Source organism: Massilia sp. W12 (assembly GCF_037300705.1).
Classification (GTDB): Bacteria; Pseudomonadota; Gammaproteobacteria; order Burkholderiales; family Burkholderiaceae_D; genus JACPVY01.
Genome location: NZ_CP147776.1, coordinates 2,043,888 through 2,061,416 on the forward strand (window position 1 = coordinate 2,043,888; position 17,529 = coordinate 2,061,416).

General features: G+C 54.1%; 14 protein-coding genes. 3 read left to right on the forward strand and 11 right to left on the reverse strand.

The genetic code is table 11. The features are described from left to right. Positions 1-218: 218 nt before the first annotated feature. The 7 genes from V8J88_RS08185 to V8J88_RS08215 all read right to left on the reverse strand — a co-directional run bounded on the left by V8J88_RS08185 (position 219) and on the right by V8J88_RS08215 (position 10,825). Positions 219-935, reverse strand: a complete 717-nt coding sequence (locus V8J88_RS08185; protein WP_338848907.1) for a SprT family zinc-dependent metalloprotease — start codon at positions 933-935, stop codon at positions 219-221. Beyond that, on the reverse strand, positions 935-4,042 hold the full coding sequence (locus tag V8J88_RS08190; protein ID WP_338848908.1) for an HsdR family type I site-specific deoxyribonuclease: 3,108 nt from the start codon (positions 4,040-4,042) through the stop codon (positions 935-937). Before V8J88_RS08190 ends, V8J88_RS08185 begins: the two co-directional genes overlap by 1 nt. A gap of 2 nt (positions 4,043-4,044) precedes the next feature. Beyond that, positions 4,045-5,319: a restriction endonuclease subunit S gene (locus V8J88_RS08195; RefSeq protein WP_338848909.1), complete on the reverse strand. Its 1,275-nt coding sequence runs from the start codon at positions 5,317-5,319 to the stop codon at positions 4,045-4,047. Then, positions 5,313-8,021 carry a type I restriction-modification system subunit M gene (locus V8J88_RS08200; protein WP_338848910.1) on the reverse strand — a complete coding sequence of 903 codons (2,709 nt, stop codon included), beginning with the start codon at positions 8,019-8,021 and terminating at the stop codon, positions 5,313-5,315. The genes V8J88_RS08195 and V8J88_RS08200 overlap by 7 nt, the downstream gene beginning before the upstream one ends. 322 nt (positions 8,022-8,343) lie before the next feature. Further along, positions 8,344-9,312, reverse strand: a complete 969-nt coding sequence (locus V8J88_RS08205) for a histone deacetylase (protein ID WP_338848911.1) — start codon at positions 9,310-9,312, stop codon at positions 8,344-8,346. Positions 9,313-9,323: 11 nt separating this feature from the next. Further along, a complete protein-coding gene (locus V8J88_RS08210; protein ID WP_338848912.1) occupies positions 9,324-10,277 on the reverse strand; it encodes a hypothetical protein in 954 nt (317 codons plus the stop codon). Continuing rightward, positions 10,274-10,825 (reverse strand): hypothetical protein, encoded by a 552-nt coding sequence (locus tag V8J88_RS08215; protein ID WP_338848913.1) that lies wholly within the window; start codon positions 10,823-10,825, stop codon positions 10,274-10,276. Before V8J88_RS08215 ends, V8J88_RS08210 begins: the two co-directional genes overlap by 4 nt. Before the next feature lie 154 nt (positions 10,826-10,979). Here V8J88_RS08215 and hmgA point away from each other — a divergent pair, with 154 nt between their 5' ends. The 3 genes from hmgA to V8J88_RS08230 all read left to right on the forward strand — a co-directional run bounded on the left by hmgA (position 10,980) and on the right by V8J88_RS08230 (position 14,611). Continuing rightward, the gene (hmgA, locus tag V8J88_RS08220; RefSeq protein ID WP_338848914.1) at positions 10,980-12,278 is read left to right on the forward strand and encodes a homogentisate 1,2-dioxygenase; all 1,299 of its coding nucleotides are present in this window, start codon (positions 10,980-10,982) and stop codon (positions 12,276-12,278) included. Positions 12,279-12,282: 4 nt separating this feature from the next. Next, positions 12,283-13,599, forward strand: a complete 1,317-nt coding sequence (gene fahA / locus V8J88_RS08225) for a fumarylacetoacetase (protein WP_338848915.1) — start codon at positions 12,283-12,285, stop codon at positions 13,597-13,599. 196 nt (positions 13,600-13,795) lie between these two features. Continuing rightward, positions 13,796-14,611: an isocitrate lyase/phosphoenolpyruvate mutase family protein gene (locus V8J88_RS08230; protein WP_338848916.1), complete on the forward strand. Its 816-nt coding sequence runs from the start codon at positions 13,796-13,798 to the stop codon at positions 14,609-14,611. A 63-nt stretch (positions 14,612-14,674) separates the two neighbouring features. On the opposite strand, the gene V8J88_RS08235 is transcribed toward V8J88_RS08230, so the two are convergent. The 4 genes from V8J88_RS08235 to V8J88_RS08250 are packed head-to-tail and all read right to left on the reverse strand — an operon-like array spanning position 14,675 to position 17,481. After that, complete coding sequence (locus tag V8J88_RS08235; protein ID WP_338848917.1) at positions 14,675-14,836, reverse strand: hypothetical protein; 162 nt, start codon at positions 14,834-14,836, stop codon at positions 14,675-14,677. Positions 14,837-14,858: 22 nt separating this feature from the next. Beyond that, a complete protein-coding gene (locus V8J88_RS08240) occupies positions 14,859-16,214 on the reverse strand; it encodes a hypothetical protein (protein WP_338848918.1) in 1,356 nt (451 codons plus the stop codon). Then, positions 16,211-17,092, reverse strand: a complete 882-nt coding sequence (locus V8J88_RS08245; RefSeq protein ID WP_338848919.1) for an ABC transporter ATP-binding protein — start codon at positions 17,090-17,092, stop codon at positions 16,211-16,213. The genes V8J88_RS08240 and V8J88_RS08245 overlap by 4 nt, the downstream gene beginning before the upstream one ends. Beyond that, positions 17,089-17,481, reverse strand: a complete 393-nt coding sequence (locus V8J88_RS08250) for a GntR family transcriptional regulator (RefSeq protein WP_338848920.1) — start codon at positions 17,479-17,481, stop codon at positions 17,089-17,091. The genes V8J88_RS08245 and V8J88_RS08250 overlap by 4 nt, the downstream gene beginning before the upstream one ends. Positions 17,482-17,529 lie beyond the last annotated feature (48 nt).

Consider the following 17,529-nt stretch of genomic DNA (forward strand, 5'->3'; position numbering starts at 1 on the left):
ACTGTGTTGTAAGTCCACTCATGCGAGTGCAGACCTGTCCGTAACGCGATGCTTTGCAAGCCGGTTGACAGCATTTGCATAAATTTTTTTCAGGCCGATGACAGACGGCAAATTCATCCTGAAAACAGCTGCAGGCATAGGCAAGCGCAGCTATCGGGCGGATGAAGTTTATTTACGCAGGCGCCATCTGCGGTGCGCCGGACAAGCATGATTGCGATTCAATAATCCCAATCCTCATGCCGAACCGGCAGGCGGTTTAACTCCTGCCGCACATGTTTCCAGTTTGGCAAAAACTGATCCATCAGCCGCACAAAGCGCGTGTTGTGGGTTGGCTCGATCAAATGCGCCAATTCATGCACCACAATGTATTCGAGGCACTCAGGCGGTTTTTTTGCCAGTTCCGAATTCAAGCGGATGTAAGCTGCAGCCGGGTTGCAACTGCCCCATTTCGTCTTCATGTGCTGTACAAAGACGCGCGCCGCTTGCACCCCCATCAATGGCTGCCACTTTTGCAATAAGCCGGGTATTTCAGCCTTAATCAGCTCGCGATACCAGCCGTTGAGCAATTCTTCCTTGCGCGCTTCCGGGGTGTCGGGGCGCCAGCGCAGCAGTAAATGGCTGTGTTGCAACTCCAGCGCCGGCGCTGCATCATGCTCTTGCACGCGCAGCAAGTAGCGCTTACCCCAGACATAATGGCTTTCGCGCTCCAGAAATTCATGCGGGGCTTCACGCACCTGGTCCAGAATTTTGCGTTGTTCACGCTTAATCCAATCCAATTTGCTGATGACAAACAGCCGGATCGTTTCCAACTCCATATACAGCGGCGCGGCAATGCGCACCCGGCCCAGCGGCGGATAGACACTCAGGTGGATGTTTTTAATATTCTTTTTGACCACCTCAATCGACAAATCACCAAGCGCGATATGGGTTTGCATCAGTATTCAGGATCGCCTTTGAGGATCAAAAAAATCTGGTTCAATTCATTTTCGTCAGAAAACAATTCCGCCAGCGTTGCTTTGATCACATTTTCCTTGGCAGGTGAGTCGCGCCAGCTATCGGGGCGGCGCTCTTTTACCAAGCGGTCAATGCGCAATGCCCGCAACATCGCCGGATCATCAAACGCCACTTCGTCTTGCGCCAGTATGCCCTCGGTCGCCGGGGGCGCTTTCATGTTCTGCAAGGCTTGGTACAGCTTGCGCTTGCCGGGAGTGTCGAGCAGTTTTGGCAAATCATTGTCCTGCCCGGCCTGCACCAGGCTGGCCAGTGCAGCGATGCGCGCCAGATAATCTTCATACTCAATCGCCTTTTCCCGGCGCAGCGCGATAATTTCACTCAGCAGCGCCGACATGCGGGCAAAATAAGCCGGGTCGGTCAGACTTTCGCGGATGATGGTGCTGCGCACATTGTTTTCAATCGCCTCGGCAATCGCGGCCCGGTTGCCGTTCATATTGCTTAACTTTGCGGCGATGGCGTCAGCAATGCCGGTGTTGACGATGACTTCCAGCAAGCCCATGCCGTCAAAATCGGAAATCGTGCGCGGCTCCTCAGCTTCGATATAGGTGTCGATTAAATACCGCATACCCGCTTCAAACGGTTTTAAATCCAGCGTCTCATTGCTGGCCTGGCGGATCAGCTCGCGCAACTTCACATAGTGCGCCAATTGTGCGCGCATCTGCAGCACATCGCCTTCGCTGTAGCCAGCCGACTGGGCCTCATCGGCAATATTGCCCCAGGCGCGCAACAGCGCCACCACCGCCCGGTACAAGGCGATGCGGCGCGGCGCATGGTCTTCCAGATCGGTGGGAATTTCGGTATTGCCGCAAAAATAGTGAATGTGCGCCAACTCATCCTTGGGCGGGGCCACCGGCTCACACAGCAGGGCCAGCGCCATCAGCGCATTATCCAGGCGCTCACGGCCAATACTGAGCCGGTTATGCATTAAGACCTGCGGATTGGCCACTACGCTTTGATCAAGTTCGGTGGTGTACACCGCAATCGCCTTTTCCACCTTTTTAAACAAATCCTTGAAATCGACAATGTAGCCAAATTGCTTGTCTTCGCCATCGAGCCGGTTGGTGCGGCAAATCGCTTGAAACAGTCCATGATCCTGCATCGTTTTGTCGATATACAAATAGGTGCAGGAAGGCGCGTCAAAGCCGGTCAGCAGCTTGTCCACCACAATCAAGAGCTTCATCAAACCCGGCTCTTTGACAAAGCGGCGCTTGGCCAGTGCTTCATAGCTCTCGGTTTTGCTTTGCCCGGGGCGCGCTTCCACCTCTTTTAACAGTGTGTTGTAAGTGTTGTAGATGAATTGTTTTTCGGTTTCGGTGTTATCGCCAATTTCTTCCAGCGTCACATCGCGCGCCTGCGGATTGTAGGAAGTGATCAGGGCGCAGCGATCACGGAAGATGGTTTGCTGAAAAAGGCCAAAATATTTGCACGCCTCATAGATGCTGGAGGCGACCAGAATGGCATTGCCGCGCCCGTTTTTCAGGCGCTCCACCAGCTCAAAATCGAAGATGATGTTTTCCACCACCCTATCCATGCGCGACTTGGAGCTGAGCACTTTTTGCAGCGTGCCCCATTGTTTTTTCAGCTCATCTTTTTGCCATGCATTCAAGCCCTGGGTGCGCGACTCGAACCAGCGGTCGATTTTGTCGGTTGAGCCAAGGCGCTGGTCAATATCGCGCGCTTCATAGATCAGATCGAGCACCACCCCGTCCGCCACCGCTTCGGGGAAGATATAAGTGTGGATGTAGCTGCCAAAGGTTTCGACCGAGCTGGCCTTGTCAGCCTTGTACAGCGGCGTGCCGGTAAAGCCGATGAAGACGGCATTCGGCAAAATCGCCTTCATGATCTGGTTGAACTTGCCGCTTTGGGTGCGGTGGCACTCATCCACAAACACAAAAATCTCGCCCGAGGTGCGGCTGGGCTGTGCCCGCAAGTCTTTGAGGAAGGCTTCAAAATCATCCACGCCACGGCGGCCAAATTTATGCACCAGCGAGCACAGCAGGCGCGGCGCGGGTTGCGCCAGGCGGGCCAGCAAATCGCGTCCGCTGCTGGTGCGGTACAGGTCTTCACCGGCATCGCTAAACACATCTTTGATTTGCGCATCGAGTTCGCTGCGGTCGGTGATAATGGCCACACGCGCTTGCGGCAGGTTTTCCAAAATCCACTTGGCCAACCATACCATCATCAAGCTTTTGCCTGCCCCCTGGGTGTGCCAGATGATGCCGCCCTGGCGCTTCATCACATGCGCTTGCGCCGCCTTGATGCCGAAATACTGGTGCGGCCTGGGCAGTTTCTTGATGCCGCCATCAAACAGCACAAAATCGTGCAGCAATTCGATCAGGCGCGTCTTATTGCACAACTTGAGCAGATATTTATCCAGTTTGTAGCGGCTGTTGTCGGCTTCGTCTTCTTTCCAGCTCAGAAAGAATTTCTCTTCGGTTTTGATCGTGCCATAGCGCAAGCCCTGGGTATCATTGCCGGCTAACACCAGTTGCACGGTGCTGAAAAAATCGGCGTGAAATTCTGCGCGTTGGTTGGACAGATTTTGCCGTATGCCTTCGCCTATCTCGGTGGTGCTCTTTTTCAGTTCCAGCACGCCGATGGCGATGCCATTCACATACAAGACCAGATCAGGGCGGCGCTCGTGCTTGCCGCGCAGGGTGACTTCTTCGGCAATCGCGAAATCATTCGCCTGTGGATTGTCCCAGTCGATCAGGCGCAGCGTGATGTCCTTGCTGCTTTTGCCGGTGGCGACCGTGACGCCATAGCGCAGCAAGCCATACACGGCTTTATTGTTATCGTATAACTCACCCTGTTTATTGGCGGCTTGCCGCAGTTGCAACAGCGCCGCGCTGATGTGTTCCGGCGCATAGCCGCTGCGGCTTAAAAAGTCGTTTAGCAAGCCGGCTTCGATATTGCTATTGTCGCGGCGCTCAGACCAGTCACCCAAAAAGGTGTAGCCCAATTCATCATGAAACAGCTTGATCACACGCGCTTGCGTGATGTGCTCCGGCTTGCCGATATGGCTCATGGTTACGCTTCCTCTGTGTTTGGTGGGACGAGGCGGATTTGGCCCGTCAGCAGTTTTTGCATCATGGCTTGCTTTAGTTGGCGGGCTTTGCTGAGTTTGGCTTCGAGGGCGGTGATTTCGGTGTCCATGTTAAACAAGATCTTAGCTATTGCAGCTTGTTCGCCGCTATTGACCGGGAAATTTAACAATGTCGAATTAATTAACACAGTGTTTAGATTCATTTGCGATCCAGTTTGACCATGCTTCGACCATTCTGATTCTAATGCTTGCAATTTATAGTAAAGGAAATATTGATCAATCTTTAAATTTTCAAAAACTACAAAACCGTCATGAATACATGTTTCAATTCGTGTGATAATCGCTCGCCCTACGGTTGCGCAAATACTCATAATAAGGCTTCCAGCGGCAACAGGTCGGCTATACTTAACACCAAATTGAGATAGATGCTGAGTAGTATCATCTAAATACATGCCTGATTTAGTTACATCGCTGATGCGAACCCACCCGATTGGTGAGTTTTCATCAAACCAAATCGGGTCATCAATCGGGCGGGGAGATGCGCCACGCTGAATTGTTGCGATTTCGCTTATTTTGAGCACTTTCCATTGATCTTCCGCATTAGACAGGCGCTTCTTTCCTGTTAGCAAATTTTGCATTGCGCCTTGCTTAATTTGCCGTTTTTTTGCGAGAAGTTGCTCCAACGCACCTACGAGTGCATCTGCATCGGACAAGGCCTCTGCAATAGCTTCTTGCTCTAGCAAGGTTGGTGGACATGGTAAGTGGATTGTTTTTAACGCATTTGCGCTAATGTGAACAACGGCATCGCCTTGTCCCATGCTTGACTTTTGCTTATTTGTAGTTGGTGAGTTTAATGCGTACCCCAGGAATGTGGAATTATAGTTTTCAGGACGCAAAATAATAATATCGCTGCCAGCATATGTCTCGTTAGTCGCAAGGAATGAGGCACATTTGCCAATATCTTGTTTTGTTTCACCCGAGCACGCAAACAAAATATCGCCTTGCTTGAGTTGTTTGCTCCTCTTTGCCACATCTTCCGAGATGTAACTGTGAAAAAAGCGGATTATATTATGATGATGTGTGTATATCTCACCGTATCTTATACATGGTATCGATCCGCTATTTGCTTCAGCCTTAAGAATTCCTGCGCCTTTGCTAAAAGGCCCAATTTTCGCCAACGGAATCACCTGCCAATCTATTGGGATGAGTCCAAATTCTGTTTGACGGACAAGTGACAATCTGGCCTCTGTTATCACCATACAAACCCCATCTTCGCCAAATGTGCATTCACCTGCGCTTCCATCTCCGCCACCTGCGCATTAATTTCCGGCAAGCTCGTCCCATAGCGCTGCGCCAATTCCTTGACCCGTTGCGCCAGCGCCTGACTCACCCTGTCCATTTCCCCATGAATATCACGATCCAACTGCGCCAGCCATTTGTCGCGCACGACCAAATCTTTGATGTCGTCTTCAGTCAGATCGGCATATTTGTCATGCGCCAGCTTATCCAGCGCCTTATCCTTGTCCTTGATCTGCTTTTTCAGGTGCGCAATCTCGTCCTGCAAATGCAAATACGTATTCAGCGCTTGCAATTCGCGCAGGTCTTCGTGTTCCGGCTCCTGCGCGATGCGGATAGAGGCATGGTTGCGCGCGCGGGACAGGCCATCGGCCAATTTTTCGCGCAGCAGTTTGATTGCCGCCAGATTGGCGCGCCAGGTTTCCAGTGCGCTGCGTTCTTCATCCCCTATGTTTTTACACAGGCGTTCTGAAACGGCAGCCTGGGAAATCCGCCCCAGCCTTTGCATAGCCGGGCCGGCTTCCAGCGCGCTTTGCGCGTCCTGCAAGGTCTCCAGTTGCATCTGTGCGCTGGCATAGGCCATGAAGCCTGCGCCATCTGCCTGCCGCCACAAAGCCAGCACCGCCTCTTGTTGCGCCTTGCTCGCGTCGGCGCGGTTTTCCACATCCTGCAAGGCGCCGCCTTCGCTGCTGTGTTCATCAATCAACTCAGTCAGCGCCGCTTCGTGTTCTTCCTGTTTTGCCGCCAAAGCGTCGATTTCACGCTGCTTGGCGGCAAAGTAACGCGCCACAATCAAGGGCTTGGGCAAGAGATCGCAGGCCCAGCCCCGGTCGATTTGCTTACTTTCTTTGCCATCCTTGCTTTTTTTACTTTCAAACACGCGCTGCGGCTTGGCCACCCAGCCTTCCGCCGCAATCTGGTAGCAATCATCCTGCATGGTTTCGGCCCAGTAATCGAGCAAATGCTGGTACACGTCATAGGCATTGATCAAGGGCCGATCTGCATAATGCGCGAGCAAGCCCTCGGCCACTTCCACAATCAGCGCCTTGGGCTTGAAGCCGGCTTGCAGGGATTTGAGGCGGATTTCCGCCGTCTGGCGCCAGTGCTCAAAATGCGTATTCATGCCAGCAATATAGGCGGCAAATTCGGGATGGTGATAGATGCCGGGCTTGATCTGGGCAATTTCGAGCGCCAGATCAAAATAGCCCTCGCGCCTGGGCGCAAATAAAGTCGCTTGCAACTGCGGGCACACATCCCAATAGGCTTGTAAAGCCTGAATGTCGGCTGCGGGAATGCCGCCTTGCAGATGGCCGGCAATGTCTTGCACATCTTCCGCCTTGGCCGAGTCGATGTAGCGCGGCAGGTTCAAATTGAAATCGTTTTTTTCGATTTCATCCAAGCTCACGCGGCGCGCATAGCTCGGGTCGGATTCATCTTGCCGGGTGAATACATCCACAATTTTGTGCAAATCCTGCTCGCGCAAGCGGTTTTTCGGGCCATCTTTCATGAAGCCGGCACTGGCGTCGATCATAAAAATGCTTTTGCGCGCCTGCGCGTCTTCTTTATCGAGCACGATGATGCAGGCCGGGATGCCGGTGCCGAAAAACAGATTGGCAGGCAAGCCGATAATGCCCTTGATCAAGCCGCGCCGGATCAGGTTTTTGCGGATATCGGCCTCGGCATTGCCGCGAAACAAGACCCCGTGCGGCAAAATGCAGGCGCCTTTGCCGTTTGGCTTGAGCGAACGCACGATGTGCAGCAGATAGGCAAAATCACCCTGTTTGGCGGGCGGGATGCCAAAGGCGGAAAAACGGTCGAATTCGTCATTTTCCGCGTGCATGCCATTGCTCCATGCTTTGTCAGAAAAGGGCGGATTGGCCACCACATAATCAAAGGTTTTGAGGCTGCCGTTTTCTTTGAAAAGGGGCGTCGTCAGGGTATTGCCCTGCACAATGGTGGCGGTGGGCATATTGTGCAACACCATATTCATATAGGCTAAGCCGCTGGTGGCTTCGTCCTTTTCCTGCCCGTACAGCGAAACCGGGGTTGGCGCTTCGTCGGCCACTTTCAACAATAATGAGCCGGAACCGCAGGTGGGGTCGTACACGGTGGTGCTGCTGCTGGTGCGTGCGCTGCCAATGCCAATCACCTTGGCCATGATGCGGCTGACTTCGGCAGGGGTGTAAAACTGGCCCTTGCTTTTGCCGCTATCTTTGGCGAAATGCTGCATCAGATATTCGTAGGCGTCGCCCAAAATATCGTCGCCTTCGGCGCGGTTTTTGCTGAAATCGAGTTCCGGACGCTCAAAAATGGCGACCAATTTGGTGAGACGGTCAATTTTTTCCTTGCCGTCGCCCAGCAATTCGGACTTATTGAAGTCGGCCTTGATGCTTATCCGGTTGGCTTTTTCCAGTGGCGCGATAACTTTGGTGTTGATGTATTCGCCAATGTGCGGGCTGCCCTTGAGCGCAACCATGTCCTTGAAGTTGGCCCCTTCGGGCACGATGACGCTGGCATAGCGCTGCCCGGCGTATTTGTCGCTGACGTATTTGATAAACAGCAGGGCCAGCACATAGTCTTTGTACTGGCTGGCATCCATGCCGCCGCGCAATTCATCGCAGGAAGCCCACAGCGAGGAATACAGTTCTGATTTTTTAATCGCCATGGTGCGTGACTCCAGGTAAGAAGCGCAGAATGGCGCAGCTTGCGCGCAGTGCAGGGGAAGTGAAGATCATAAAAACGGACAGCAAGAAATGAATAAGGCGAAAGTATGCCGCATTTCCTTGTGGAATTTGCTGATGACGTAAAGAAATCAAAGCATCAGTCCGATACGGGAAAGCAGTCATATGCGGCGCGCTTTCGTACCCAAAAAAAGCAATTTTACCTTGCCAATGACGTCTGAACAGATACCAACAACATAAAGGAGCAACATCAGTCGCGATAATCGGCGGATGATATGGCTCCGCGCCGCGCCGCGCCGTTCGCGGCTAAAGCCGCTCCAAGGAACGCGCCCCCGCCACCTCTTGCTCCAGCCTGTACAGCGCGCGCAATGCGCCGGCGATGGTTTGCGCGCTCTGTTTGCCATAGCCGCCGCCGCCCAGCCATACGGCAGGCACTTGCATGCAGTGCAGGCAGCGCCAGATGCGTTCTTCCCGCGCGATGCAGTCTTGTATGGTCAAGGCCATGCCGCCCAGTGGGTCGCTTTCCAGCACATCGCTGCCGGCGATCACAAAGGCGAGCGCAAACGGGCGGCTGGCGTGTTGCGCCGGCAGTTGCGCCAAGGCCTGGTCGAGCGCGCGCAGGTAGTCGCCGCCATCCACCCCGCTGCGCAGCGGCACGGCCAGATCAAGCCGTTGGCGCGAGCGTTCGCCATAGGGGTAGATCTGGCTGTTGAACTGGTCGAGAATAAACACGCTGCGGTCAGTTTCAAACGCTTCCGCATTGCCATTACCGTGGTGCGCATCCACATCAATCAATAACACGCGCTGTTGCTGGCCCAGACTGCCGGCGCCGCGCAGCTCTTGCAGCGCAGTGTAAATATCGTTGTAAACGCAAAAACCTTCGCTGTTGAGTGCGCTGGCGTGGTGGTAGCCGCCCGCCAGATTCCAATAAGACTGTCCCTGCAATGCGCCTTGCGCGGCATACAGGGTGGCGGCGCAGGCGCGCCGCATCGGTAAGAGAATTTTGCGGTCTATCCAGGAAAAGGGCAGCGGCAGGGCTGGCAGTTCGAGCGCGCGCAAAATGTATTCTTTTTGCGTGCATTGCGCGGCATGGCGCGCGCCCATATGCGCTTGCAGGCGCGCCAGCTCCAGGGCTGGCGGCGGGGTTTGAAAACTGGCAGACGGTAAATCCGCCAACATGCGCCGCACTTTGCGGAATTTACAGCCATCAAAGGGGTGTAAATAATTCAGCAAACCGAAATCGATATTCAAGCCTTCGTCGTACAAAATATGCATGGCGCCCTCGTTCAGTGTGCAGCCGGCGTCAGCAGGCGGCGTATGCTGGCGGCCTGGGCTTGCGCGGCTTCCGGGCCATAGCCGCCACCGCCTAAAAACACAGCGGGAATTTGTGCTTGCTTTAACATGGCGTGGATGCGCCAATCGCGCTCCGCACAGTCTTGCACTTCCAGCGCCAGCCGCGCATAGCGGTCACTCGCTAACACATTCGCACCGGCGATCACAAACGCCAGTTTGAAAGCGCCATGCGCGGCGATGCGGGCGCGCAATTGCGCTAAACCGCTCTCCAGCAGGGACAGGTAGGCGGGGCCTTCGCTGCCGCTGGGGAGGGGCAGGGCGATATCGATGCGCTTCTTGGAATATCTATCAATGGGATAGATGCCATCATTGTATAAATCCAGAATCGTCACGCGCTCATCCTCAAAAAAATCATAGGCAATGCCATTGCCATGGCAGGCATCGACGTCAATGATCAAAATCCTGTCATTTTCAGATAACTTCCCATCGGCGCGCAGCGAAAAAACTGCAGTTGAAATGTCGTTGTAAATGCAAAAACCTTCGCATGATGTGCTGCTGGCGTGATGGTAGCCGCCGCTTGTGTTCCATGCAGATTCTCCTTGCAGCGCTGCGCTTGCTGCCTGCAATGTCGCCGCGCAAGCCCAGCGCATAGGCAACAGAAAATGCTGATCCAGCCAGGAAAGTGACAGAAACGGGAGGTTGGGCAGGCCCAAGGCGCGGGTGATCCATGTCTTGCTGCGCGATTTGGCGCGTCCCTGCAACATCATTGGCTCTTGCAAGACATCAAGTGAAAGTGCTTGTGCTGGCGCAACATATTCTATTGCGCTCAAATCAGCTAACAATTCTTTTGTGTGGCGGAATTTGGCGTAATCAAAGCGGTACCAATCCGCTAATTTGCTGGCCATGCCCAAGTCAAAATTGTATTGCGCGGAATAATAAATTTTCATAGGTACTTAAGTTCGTTGGCAAACTTCAAGATTTGATCTGGCGTCCAGACCCCTATCCCTAAAATCCGCGCCAAGTTGCCATAGTGACCAGCGTTCGGCGTGAAGCTTGGTTTGCGTCCGCCAGCCATGAGGCAATTTGCCACCACATGAGAGCAGTTATTTCTCACTATTTGATAGCGTGGCTGCATTTGCACATAGTCGTTATAGAAAGACAGAACGGCTTCTTCATCCAGATTGTATAGCTCAATCACTTCGGGTTGCCTTCCTCCCTCACTGTGGATGTCTTTGCCCAAACTGGCGACCCAAGCCCCGGTTTGGCTGCGCTTGGTTTTGATATCTTTCGCGTCGGCGCCGCCCTCCGGCCAAAAGCTGATATATTGCCCACGCACCAACAAAGCAGTATGCCCCACCATTTGCTCATGCGGCAGCCAAATAAATACTTTTATCATGACGCTTCCTATTTCTTTTTGGAAATAATCTTGGTAAATTACTACTCGCAAAGCGCGCATCTTAGCACGCGCTCTGGCGCTTTGGCTTGAAATATTCATATGATTCTGTGCTGGCAAGCCGGCCCCTTCTTATCAGATTCTGTCTCACCGTATTCCCCATCCCCCCGCAAAATCCGCTACCATGTCGCGCCATAGAGCGCCGCCTCTAAACAGCAGGCGGCCTTGGCAAACGCACACCACAAGAGGAGTTTTCATGTCCGAATTGCAATATATGAGCGGCTTTGGCAATGAGTTCGCCACCGAGGCGCTGCCGGGCGCTTTGCCGCAGGGGCAAAATTCGCCGCAGAAATGCGCCTATGGCTTGTATGCCGAGCAGATTTCCGGCACCGCTTTCACCGCGCCGCGCGCGCATAACCGCCGCACCTGGATGTATCGCATCCGTCCGGCGGTGGTGCATGGGCGTTTTGCGCGTATCGATAACGGCAAGATGCTGTCCCATTTTGACGCGATTGAGGCAAATCCCAATCAAATGCGCTGGAGTCCGCAGCCTATGCCGGCTGAGGCCACCGACTTTATTGCCGGCTGGACCACCATGGCCGGCAATGGCTCGCCGGAGTCGCAAACCGGGCTGGCGGTGCATCTGTATGCGGCGAATGCCGATATGGGACAGCGCTTTTTTTATAACGCCGATGGCGAACTGTTGATTGTGCCGCAGGCCGGGCGCTTGCATATCGCCACTGAATTGGGGCGTCTGGACGTGGCGCCGCAGGAAATCTGTGTGATTCCGCGCGGCGTGCGTTTTCAAGTCAGCCTGCCGGATGGCCAGGCGCGCGGCTATATCTGCGAAAACTTTGGCGCTCATTTGCGTCTGCCTGATCTGGGTGTGATCGGCTCGAATGGCCTGGCCAATCCGCGCGATTTTCAAACTCCGGTGGCGGCCTGGGAAGACCGCGCGGGCGATTTCACCCTGGTCGCCAAAATGGGCGGCAATCTGTGGGCTGCGTCTATCGGCCACAGCCCGCTGGATGTGGTGGCCTGGCATGGCAATATGGCGCCGTATAAATATGATTTGCGCCACTTCAACACCATCGGCTCGATCAGCTATGACCATCCTGACCCGTCGATTTTCCTGGTGCTGCAATCGCCCTCGAATACGCCGGGCGTCGATGTGATTGATTTTGTGATTTTCCCGCCGCGCTGGTTAGCCGCTGAAAACACCTTCCGCCCGCCCTGGTTCCATCGCAATATCGCTGCCGAATTTATGGGGCTGATCCATGGCGAATACGACGCCAAGGCGGATGGTTTTGTACCGGGCGGGGCCAGTCTGCATAACACCATGAGCGGCCACGGGCCGGATGCGGCGACCTTTGAAAAAGCCTCGAATATCAGCACCGCCACCCCGCATAAAGTGGCTGACACCATGGCGTTTATGTTTGAGTCTTGCAATATGATGAAGGCCACGCCGCACGCCACCCAATCGGCGCAGTTGCAGGCGGACTATGCGCAATGCTGGCAGAGCATACAAAAACATTTCAACCCGGATCAGGCATAAAAATATGAGCGCACATTTGCAAGCGGCCCTGGCCGCCAACCCGACTTTACACCCGTCCCTGCGTTCCTGGCTGGCTTGCGCCAATGAGCCGGGCTGCGATTTTCCGATTCAAAACCTGCCGTTTGGCGTGTTCGCGCCAGCCGATGGCGCGCCGCGCGTGGGCGTGGCGATTGGCAATCTGGTGCTGGATTTGGCGGCGCTGCAGGCTGCTGGCCTGTTGTCCGTCCCTGGACTGGAAGCCGGCGTATTTGCGCAAGCTTCTTTGAATGCTTTCATCGGCCTGGGGCCGCAAGTCTGGCGCGCGCTGCGCTCGCAACTCTCGGCTTTGCTTGCGCAAGATACGCCGACCCTGCGCGATGATGCCGCGCTGCGGGCGCAAGCCTTGCATGCGCAAAACGCGGTGCGCATGCTGCTGCCGGTGGAAATTCCGGGCTATACCGATTTCTATTCCTCCAAAGAGCATGCCACCAATGTCGGCTGTATGTTCCGCGACCCGAAAAACGCGCTGTTGCCGAATTGGCTGGAAATTCCGATTGGCTACAATGGCCGCGCTTCTTCGGTGGTGGTGTCAGGTACGCCGATTCATCGCCCGATGGGACAGATTAAAGGCCCGACCATGGAACGCCCGGTGTTGGCGCCGTGCGGCAAACTGGATTTTGAGCTGGAAACCGGCTTCATCATTGGCCGCGCCACCGCTTTGGGCGACGCCGTGCCGCTGGCCCGGGCGGAAGAGCATATTTTCGGCATGGTGCTGCTGAATGACTGGAGCGCGCGCGATATTCAAGCCTGGGAATATGTGCCGCTGGGGCCTTTTAACGCTAAAACCTTCGGCACCACGATTTCGCCCTGGGTGGTGACGATGGAAGCGCTGGAGCCTTTCCGCGTTATGCAACCGCAGCAGGAGCCGCAGCCGCTGGCGTATTTGCACGATGGCGCGGCGCATGGTTTTGATATTGCGCTGGAAGTCGATTTGCAGCCGGGCTATGGAGCGGGACACACGATTTGCCGCACCAATTTCAAGCATATGTATTGGAGCATGGCGCAGCAGCTCACCCATCACACGGTGTCGGGTTGCAATCTGAAAGTGGGCGATTTGATGGGTTCCGGCACCATCAGCGGGCCTGATAAAGATGCTTTCGGCTCGCTCTTGGAATTGACTTGGAACGGCGCCAATCCCTTGCGTTGGGGGCAGGGCGATGGCGTGATTGAGCGCAAATTCCTGGAAGATGGCGACACCCTGATCATGCGCGGCTGGTGCGATGCGGGCGCGTTCCGCATCGGTTTTGGCGAGTGCAGCGGGCAAGTCTTGCCGGTGAAATAAGCCGGCGTGCGGGCGCCGCTGTGATTGCGGCGCCCGCCAATGGCGTTTCATGCGGCCACATCGAACACCCTGTCCAAAAAAGAATCCGGACATCACACAAGATGATGATGTCCGGATTCAGCCAGACAACGCGCCTTGCTGGCATGCATACTGCTGTTTTTACGCACATCCGATCGCCAAACACAGGAGAAAATGCATGCCACACGCCCTTTTGCAATCCAATATCGCCACCTTCAAAGCCTTGCATCAGCAAGGCCGCCTCTTATTGCCGAATGCATGGGACGGCATGAGCGTGCGCATGGCGCAGCAATGCGGCGCGCAGGCGCTTGCCACCACCAGCGCCGGGATTGCCTGGGCGCTTGGCATGCAAGATGGGCATCGCGCGCGGCGCAAGCAGATCATGCAATATCTGCACATTATTTTGAGCGGCTGCGCTTTGCCTGTGAGCGTTGATATCGAAGATGGTTTGTTGCAAGAGGGGGAAAGCATGGCCGATCTGGCCGCCGATCTGCTGGCCTTGTCTTGCGCCGGCGTGAATCTGGAAGATAGCCGGCAGGGGCGTTCGCTGCCGCTGGAAGAAGGAGCGGCGCGGATTGCGGCTTTGCGTGCAGCGGTCGGTGCGCTGGATTATCCGCTGTTTATCAATGCCAGAATTGACGCCTGGCTGCGCGGCGAAACACGCGCGGCGCAAGATTTGATTGCGCGCGCGAATGCATATTTTGCCGCTGGCGCGGATTGTGTTTTTATGCCGGGCTTGCTGGATCTGGACGTGATCCGCACGGTGGCGGCGAGTATCGACGGGCCTTTGAGTGTGATGGCGCGCCCCGGCGGGCCGGATGCGGCAGCCTTGTTTGCCGCCGGCGCCTGCCGCGTCAGCGCCGGTTCCTTTTTCCCCGAGCAGGCATACAGCATGACGCAGCGTGAAATGGCAGACTTTATGCGCGATGGCAGCTTGCAAGCGCAGTTTGCGCCGGCCATTTCGTATGCCGATTTGAATGCCGTGCTGGCTTGATCGGCCCCTTGTTTGATCATGGCGGCGCTGACGCCGCCTTGCATTGACAGCGCTGCGCCGCCATCAAGCCTGGAACACCTCGTAAGGCACGCCGCCTTGTATCACGCCGACTAAGGCGGCTTTGTTTTCAGCGCTCTCGGCAAAGACTGCCAACACGCTGGCGGGTGTGCCTTTTTGCTGATTTCTGCCGCGTCTGGAAAATGCGGCGCAGGTATCGGGACGCATCAGCACCGTTCAAACCCGCGCCTTAAACCCGAGCGCCTGATGCAAACTGGCGGCGTCCCCACCAGTAGCGCAAGCCTCCCAGAAGCAGCCCAATCATAATCATCAGGCTGATGCTTAAGTTTTCATCCGCCAGGTACAGATGCAGCAGATAAAACAGCAGGCATAAGATTAAAGGCTGTAAGCCGATCAATACTTTTCCGACAAAGCCCGGGCCGGTATTGCGCCAAAAGTGGTACAGCGAAAACCAATGCATTTGCATCATGGCGAAAAAAAGCAGGGACGACTTTTCCATCACCAGCAAGCCTATGACCAAGCTGCACAACCAGATACTGACGAAGCCCCGCATGCCATAATGCGCCAGCTCTGCCTTTATATTGTTGTTTGCGCCCGGCAAGAGATGGAAAAATTTTTGTTCCTCCCGGCTTGCATCCAAACTGCCCAGAAAGCGCACTATATATGCAGTGGGCAGGAGTAAGCTGAACGACATGGTAAAGCCGATCAAGCCCGCTTGGCCTGTATAGAAATAGTGAAGTATGTCAGCTACGACGCCAAGGCATAAATAAAACGCGGTTTGCAACCAATTGATTTCGGGCGGCAGCCCTGCGCACATGCGGTTTGCGAAGTGCTTGCTTTGTAATTGTCTTTTGAAGCCTGCGGTTTGCGGAGTGTCGAGATCAAAATACACTTGCCGGTTTTCCCATTTTTTGGGGCCTGCCTTCATTCCTTCTATGTCTTTTTTGAAATTCTGGATGATCCTCACTAAAGAATAGTGATGCATGCCTCCACGCGGAAATTGATGCCAGATCAATAATATTGCGCACAGCAGGATAATTCCCAGCCCAAGCGCTATATTTGTTGCTGTTTGCGGCAAAGCGCTCACAAAATCGATGAGCATTTGGATCTTAATTTTGCCAAGAAAATTAAGCAGGGCAAGAGTCAAAATAAAGCCAGTCAGCCATTTGGATGTAAATGCTGCAGGGACTGCCAAAATCATTAAAAAGATTGCCGCAATACATAACATCGCATGCATAAAACTTCCGATGGCAGCGCTCAGCAATAAAACGCACGGCAGTTGCAGGGTGATAAATCCAAGAAGGGCGACTCGCCTGACTGCTGGATTCAAGCCCGGTAGCAGACATGCGGCTATCGGGTTATTTTGCTGATGTAATTGTATTATCAGATAAATCCAATAGCATAAACTGAGAAAAGGCATCACTATACATAGCATCAGCAGAGCCGTTATATGCAATCCTTCTTTGAATCCATAGGTGATGCTGAAAACAGGGATGCACAGAGCTGCCAGCAGCATAACTCCCAGCAAGATCGATTTTTTGCGTGCAGCCCAGACCTGAAGCAGAATGGCGCTGTATTGTTTCATGCCGTCACCTCAATAAAAAAATCTTCCAGCGTAATGTTTTCCAGGTGCAAATGGGGAAATTTGCTGCGCGCAGACTGCATTTGTCCGTGCTCAAACCACAGCAATGCGCGCATGCCGGTGCTTGTAATCTGGCTCTGCTTTAATAATCGCACCCCGATTCCCTGCAGAGCTTGTGCTTCGCTCTGACTCAGATTGACGTGAAAAACCTGTTCATGAAGCGCATCCAAGGGAGCTTGCAACTGAATTTTTCCATGCGCCATAAAAGCACAATCCATCGCCACCCGTTCCAAATCTGACAAAATATGAGTGGAATATAGCAACGTGGTTTCCTGTTGCGTCAAAATATCAACAATTTCACGCAAAAATTCACGTCGCGCGCCTGGGTCTAAACTGGCTGCGGGTTCATCCAGAATCAATAACTCAGGATCATGCGCTACCGCGCGGATGATTGATAAACGCTGTTTTTGCCCTGGCGATAAGGTGCAGATCAAGCGCTCGCCAATATCATGCAAATCCCAACGATGCAATAAACTCTCGACTCTGTTGCGATTCCAGCGCGGATAAAAATTCTCAAAATATTGCAACATCATGCGCGGACTGAGCCAGCCATATAAGTCAGGGTTTTGCGGCACAAAGCCGATTTTGGCGCGTGTCGCATCCGACATTTTCTTGATATCTTCGCCAAATATACGCACCTGTCCGCCATCTGCGTCTTGCAAACCCAGTATGGTTTCAAACAACGTCGATTTACCTGCGCCATTGCGTGCTAATAATCCAATTGCCTGCCCGGCCTGAATATTCCAATTCAGGTTTTTCAATATCTGAGTCGGGCCATATGATTTTTGCAGCCCTTGAATTTCAATCACATCATGTTTCATGGATTTTCCTTGAGGATTTGAGCAAACAGTGTCAGTGCTTCACTGTCTGTAAGTTCGAGTTGTCGGACTTCTTGCGCCGCCCTTTGCAAAGTGGGGCGCAATAAGTGGCCGCGCTCAGGGGTTTGCATATGCGAATGTTGCGCCACGCTCATGCCTTGACCACGGCGGCGCACAATCAACCCTTCCATTTCCAGCAAATTCCAGGCCTTGGAAACGGTCATGGGATTGACTGCCAGAAATTGCGCCAGCTCACGGACCGAAGGCATGTCTGCTCCTGGAGGCAGCTGACCGCTGGCGATCAGGCGGCGTACTTGATCCATCAATTGACGATAGATGGGATCTGCGCTGCCTGTCGCTATCGAGTACAGCGAAAGGTTTTTATCAGTCATATTGCGCTGCTTCGCATACGGGTTGGGCAGGTTATCTGCACTGGTGTA

Excerpts from the sequence above, each read along its gene's own strand:
- V8J88_RS08205 (WP_338848911.1), bottom strand. The coding sequence starts at position 9,312 with ATGCATATTTTGTACGACGAAGGCTTGAATATCGATTTCGGTTTGCTG.
- V8J88_RS08210 (WP_338848912.1), bottom strand. The coding sequence starts at position 10,277 with ATGAAAATTTATTATTCCGCGCAATACAATTTTGACTTGGGCATGGCC.
- V8J88_RS08240 (WP_338848918.1), bottom strand. The coding sequence starts at position 16,214 with ATGAAACAATACAGCGCCATTCTGCTTCAGGTCTGGGCTGCACGCAAA.
- V8J88_RS08200 (WP_338848910.1), bottom strand. The coding sequence starts at position 8,021 with ATGGCGATTAAAAAATCAGAACTGTATTCCTCGCTGTGGGCTTCCTGC.
- V8J88_RS08235 (WP_338848917.1), bottom strand. The coding sequence starts at position 14,836 with ATGCGTCCCGATACCTGCGCCGCATTTTCCAGACGCGGCAGAAATCAG.
- V8J88_RS08245 (WP_338848919.1), bottom strand. The coding sequence starts at position 17,092 with ATGAAACATGATGTGATTGAAATTCAAGGGCTGCAAAAATCATATGGC.
- V8J88_RS08185 (WP_338848907.1), bottom strand. The coding sequence starts at position 935 with ATGCAAACCCATATCGCGCTTGGTGATTTGTCGATTGAGGTGGTCAAA.
- V8J88_RS08190 (WP_338848908.1), bottom strand. The coding sequence starts at position 4,042 with ATGAGCCATATCGGCAAGCCGGAGCACATCACGCAAGCGCGTGTGATC.
- hmgA (WP_338848914.1), top strand. The coding sequence starts at position 10,980 with ATGTCCGAATTGCAATATATGAGCGGCTTTGGCAATGAGTTCGCCACC.
- V8J88_RS08195 (WP_338848909.1), bottom strand. The coding sequence starts at position 5,319 with ATGGTGATAACAGAGGCCAGATTGTCACTTGTCCGTCAAACAGAATTT.
- V8J88_RS08215 (WP_338848913.1), bottom strand. The coding sequence starts at position 10,825 with ATGAATATTTCAAGCCAAAGCGCCAGAGCGCGTGCTAAGATGCGCGCT.
- V8J88_RS08230 (WP_338848916.1), top strand. The coding sequence starts at position 13,796 with ATGCCACACGCCCTTTTGCAATCCAATATCGCCACCTTCAAAGCCTTG.
- fahA (WP_338848915.1), top strand. The coding sequence starts at position 12,283 with ATGAGCGCACATTTGCAAGCGGCCCTGGCCGCCAACCCGACTTTACAC.
- V8J88_RS08250 (WP_338848920.1), bottom strand. The coding sequence starts at position 17,481 with ATGACTGATAAAAACCTTTCGCTGTACTCGATAGCGACAGGCAGCGCA.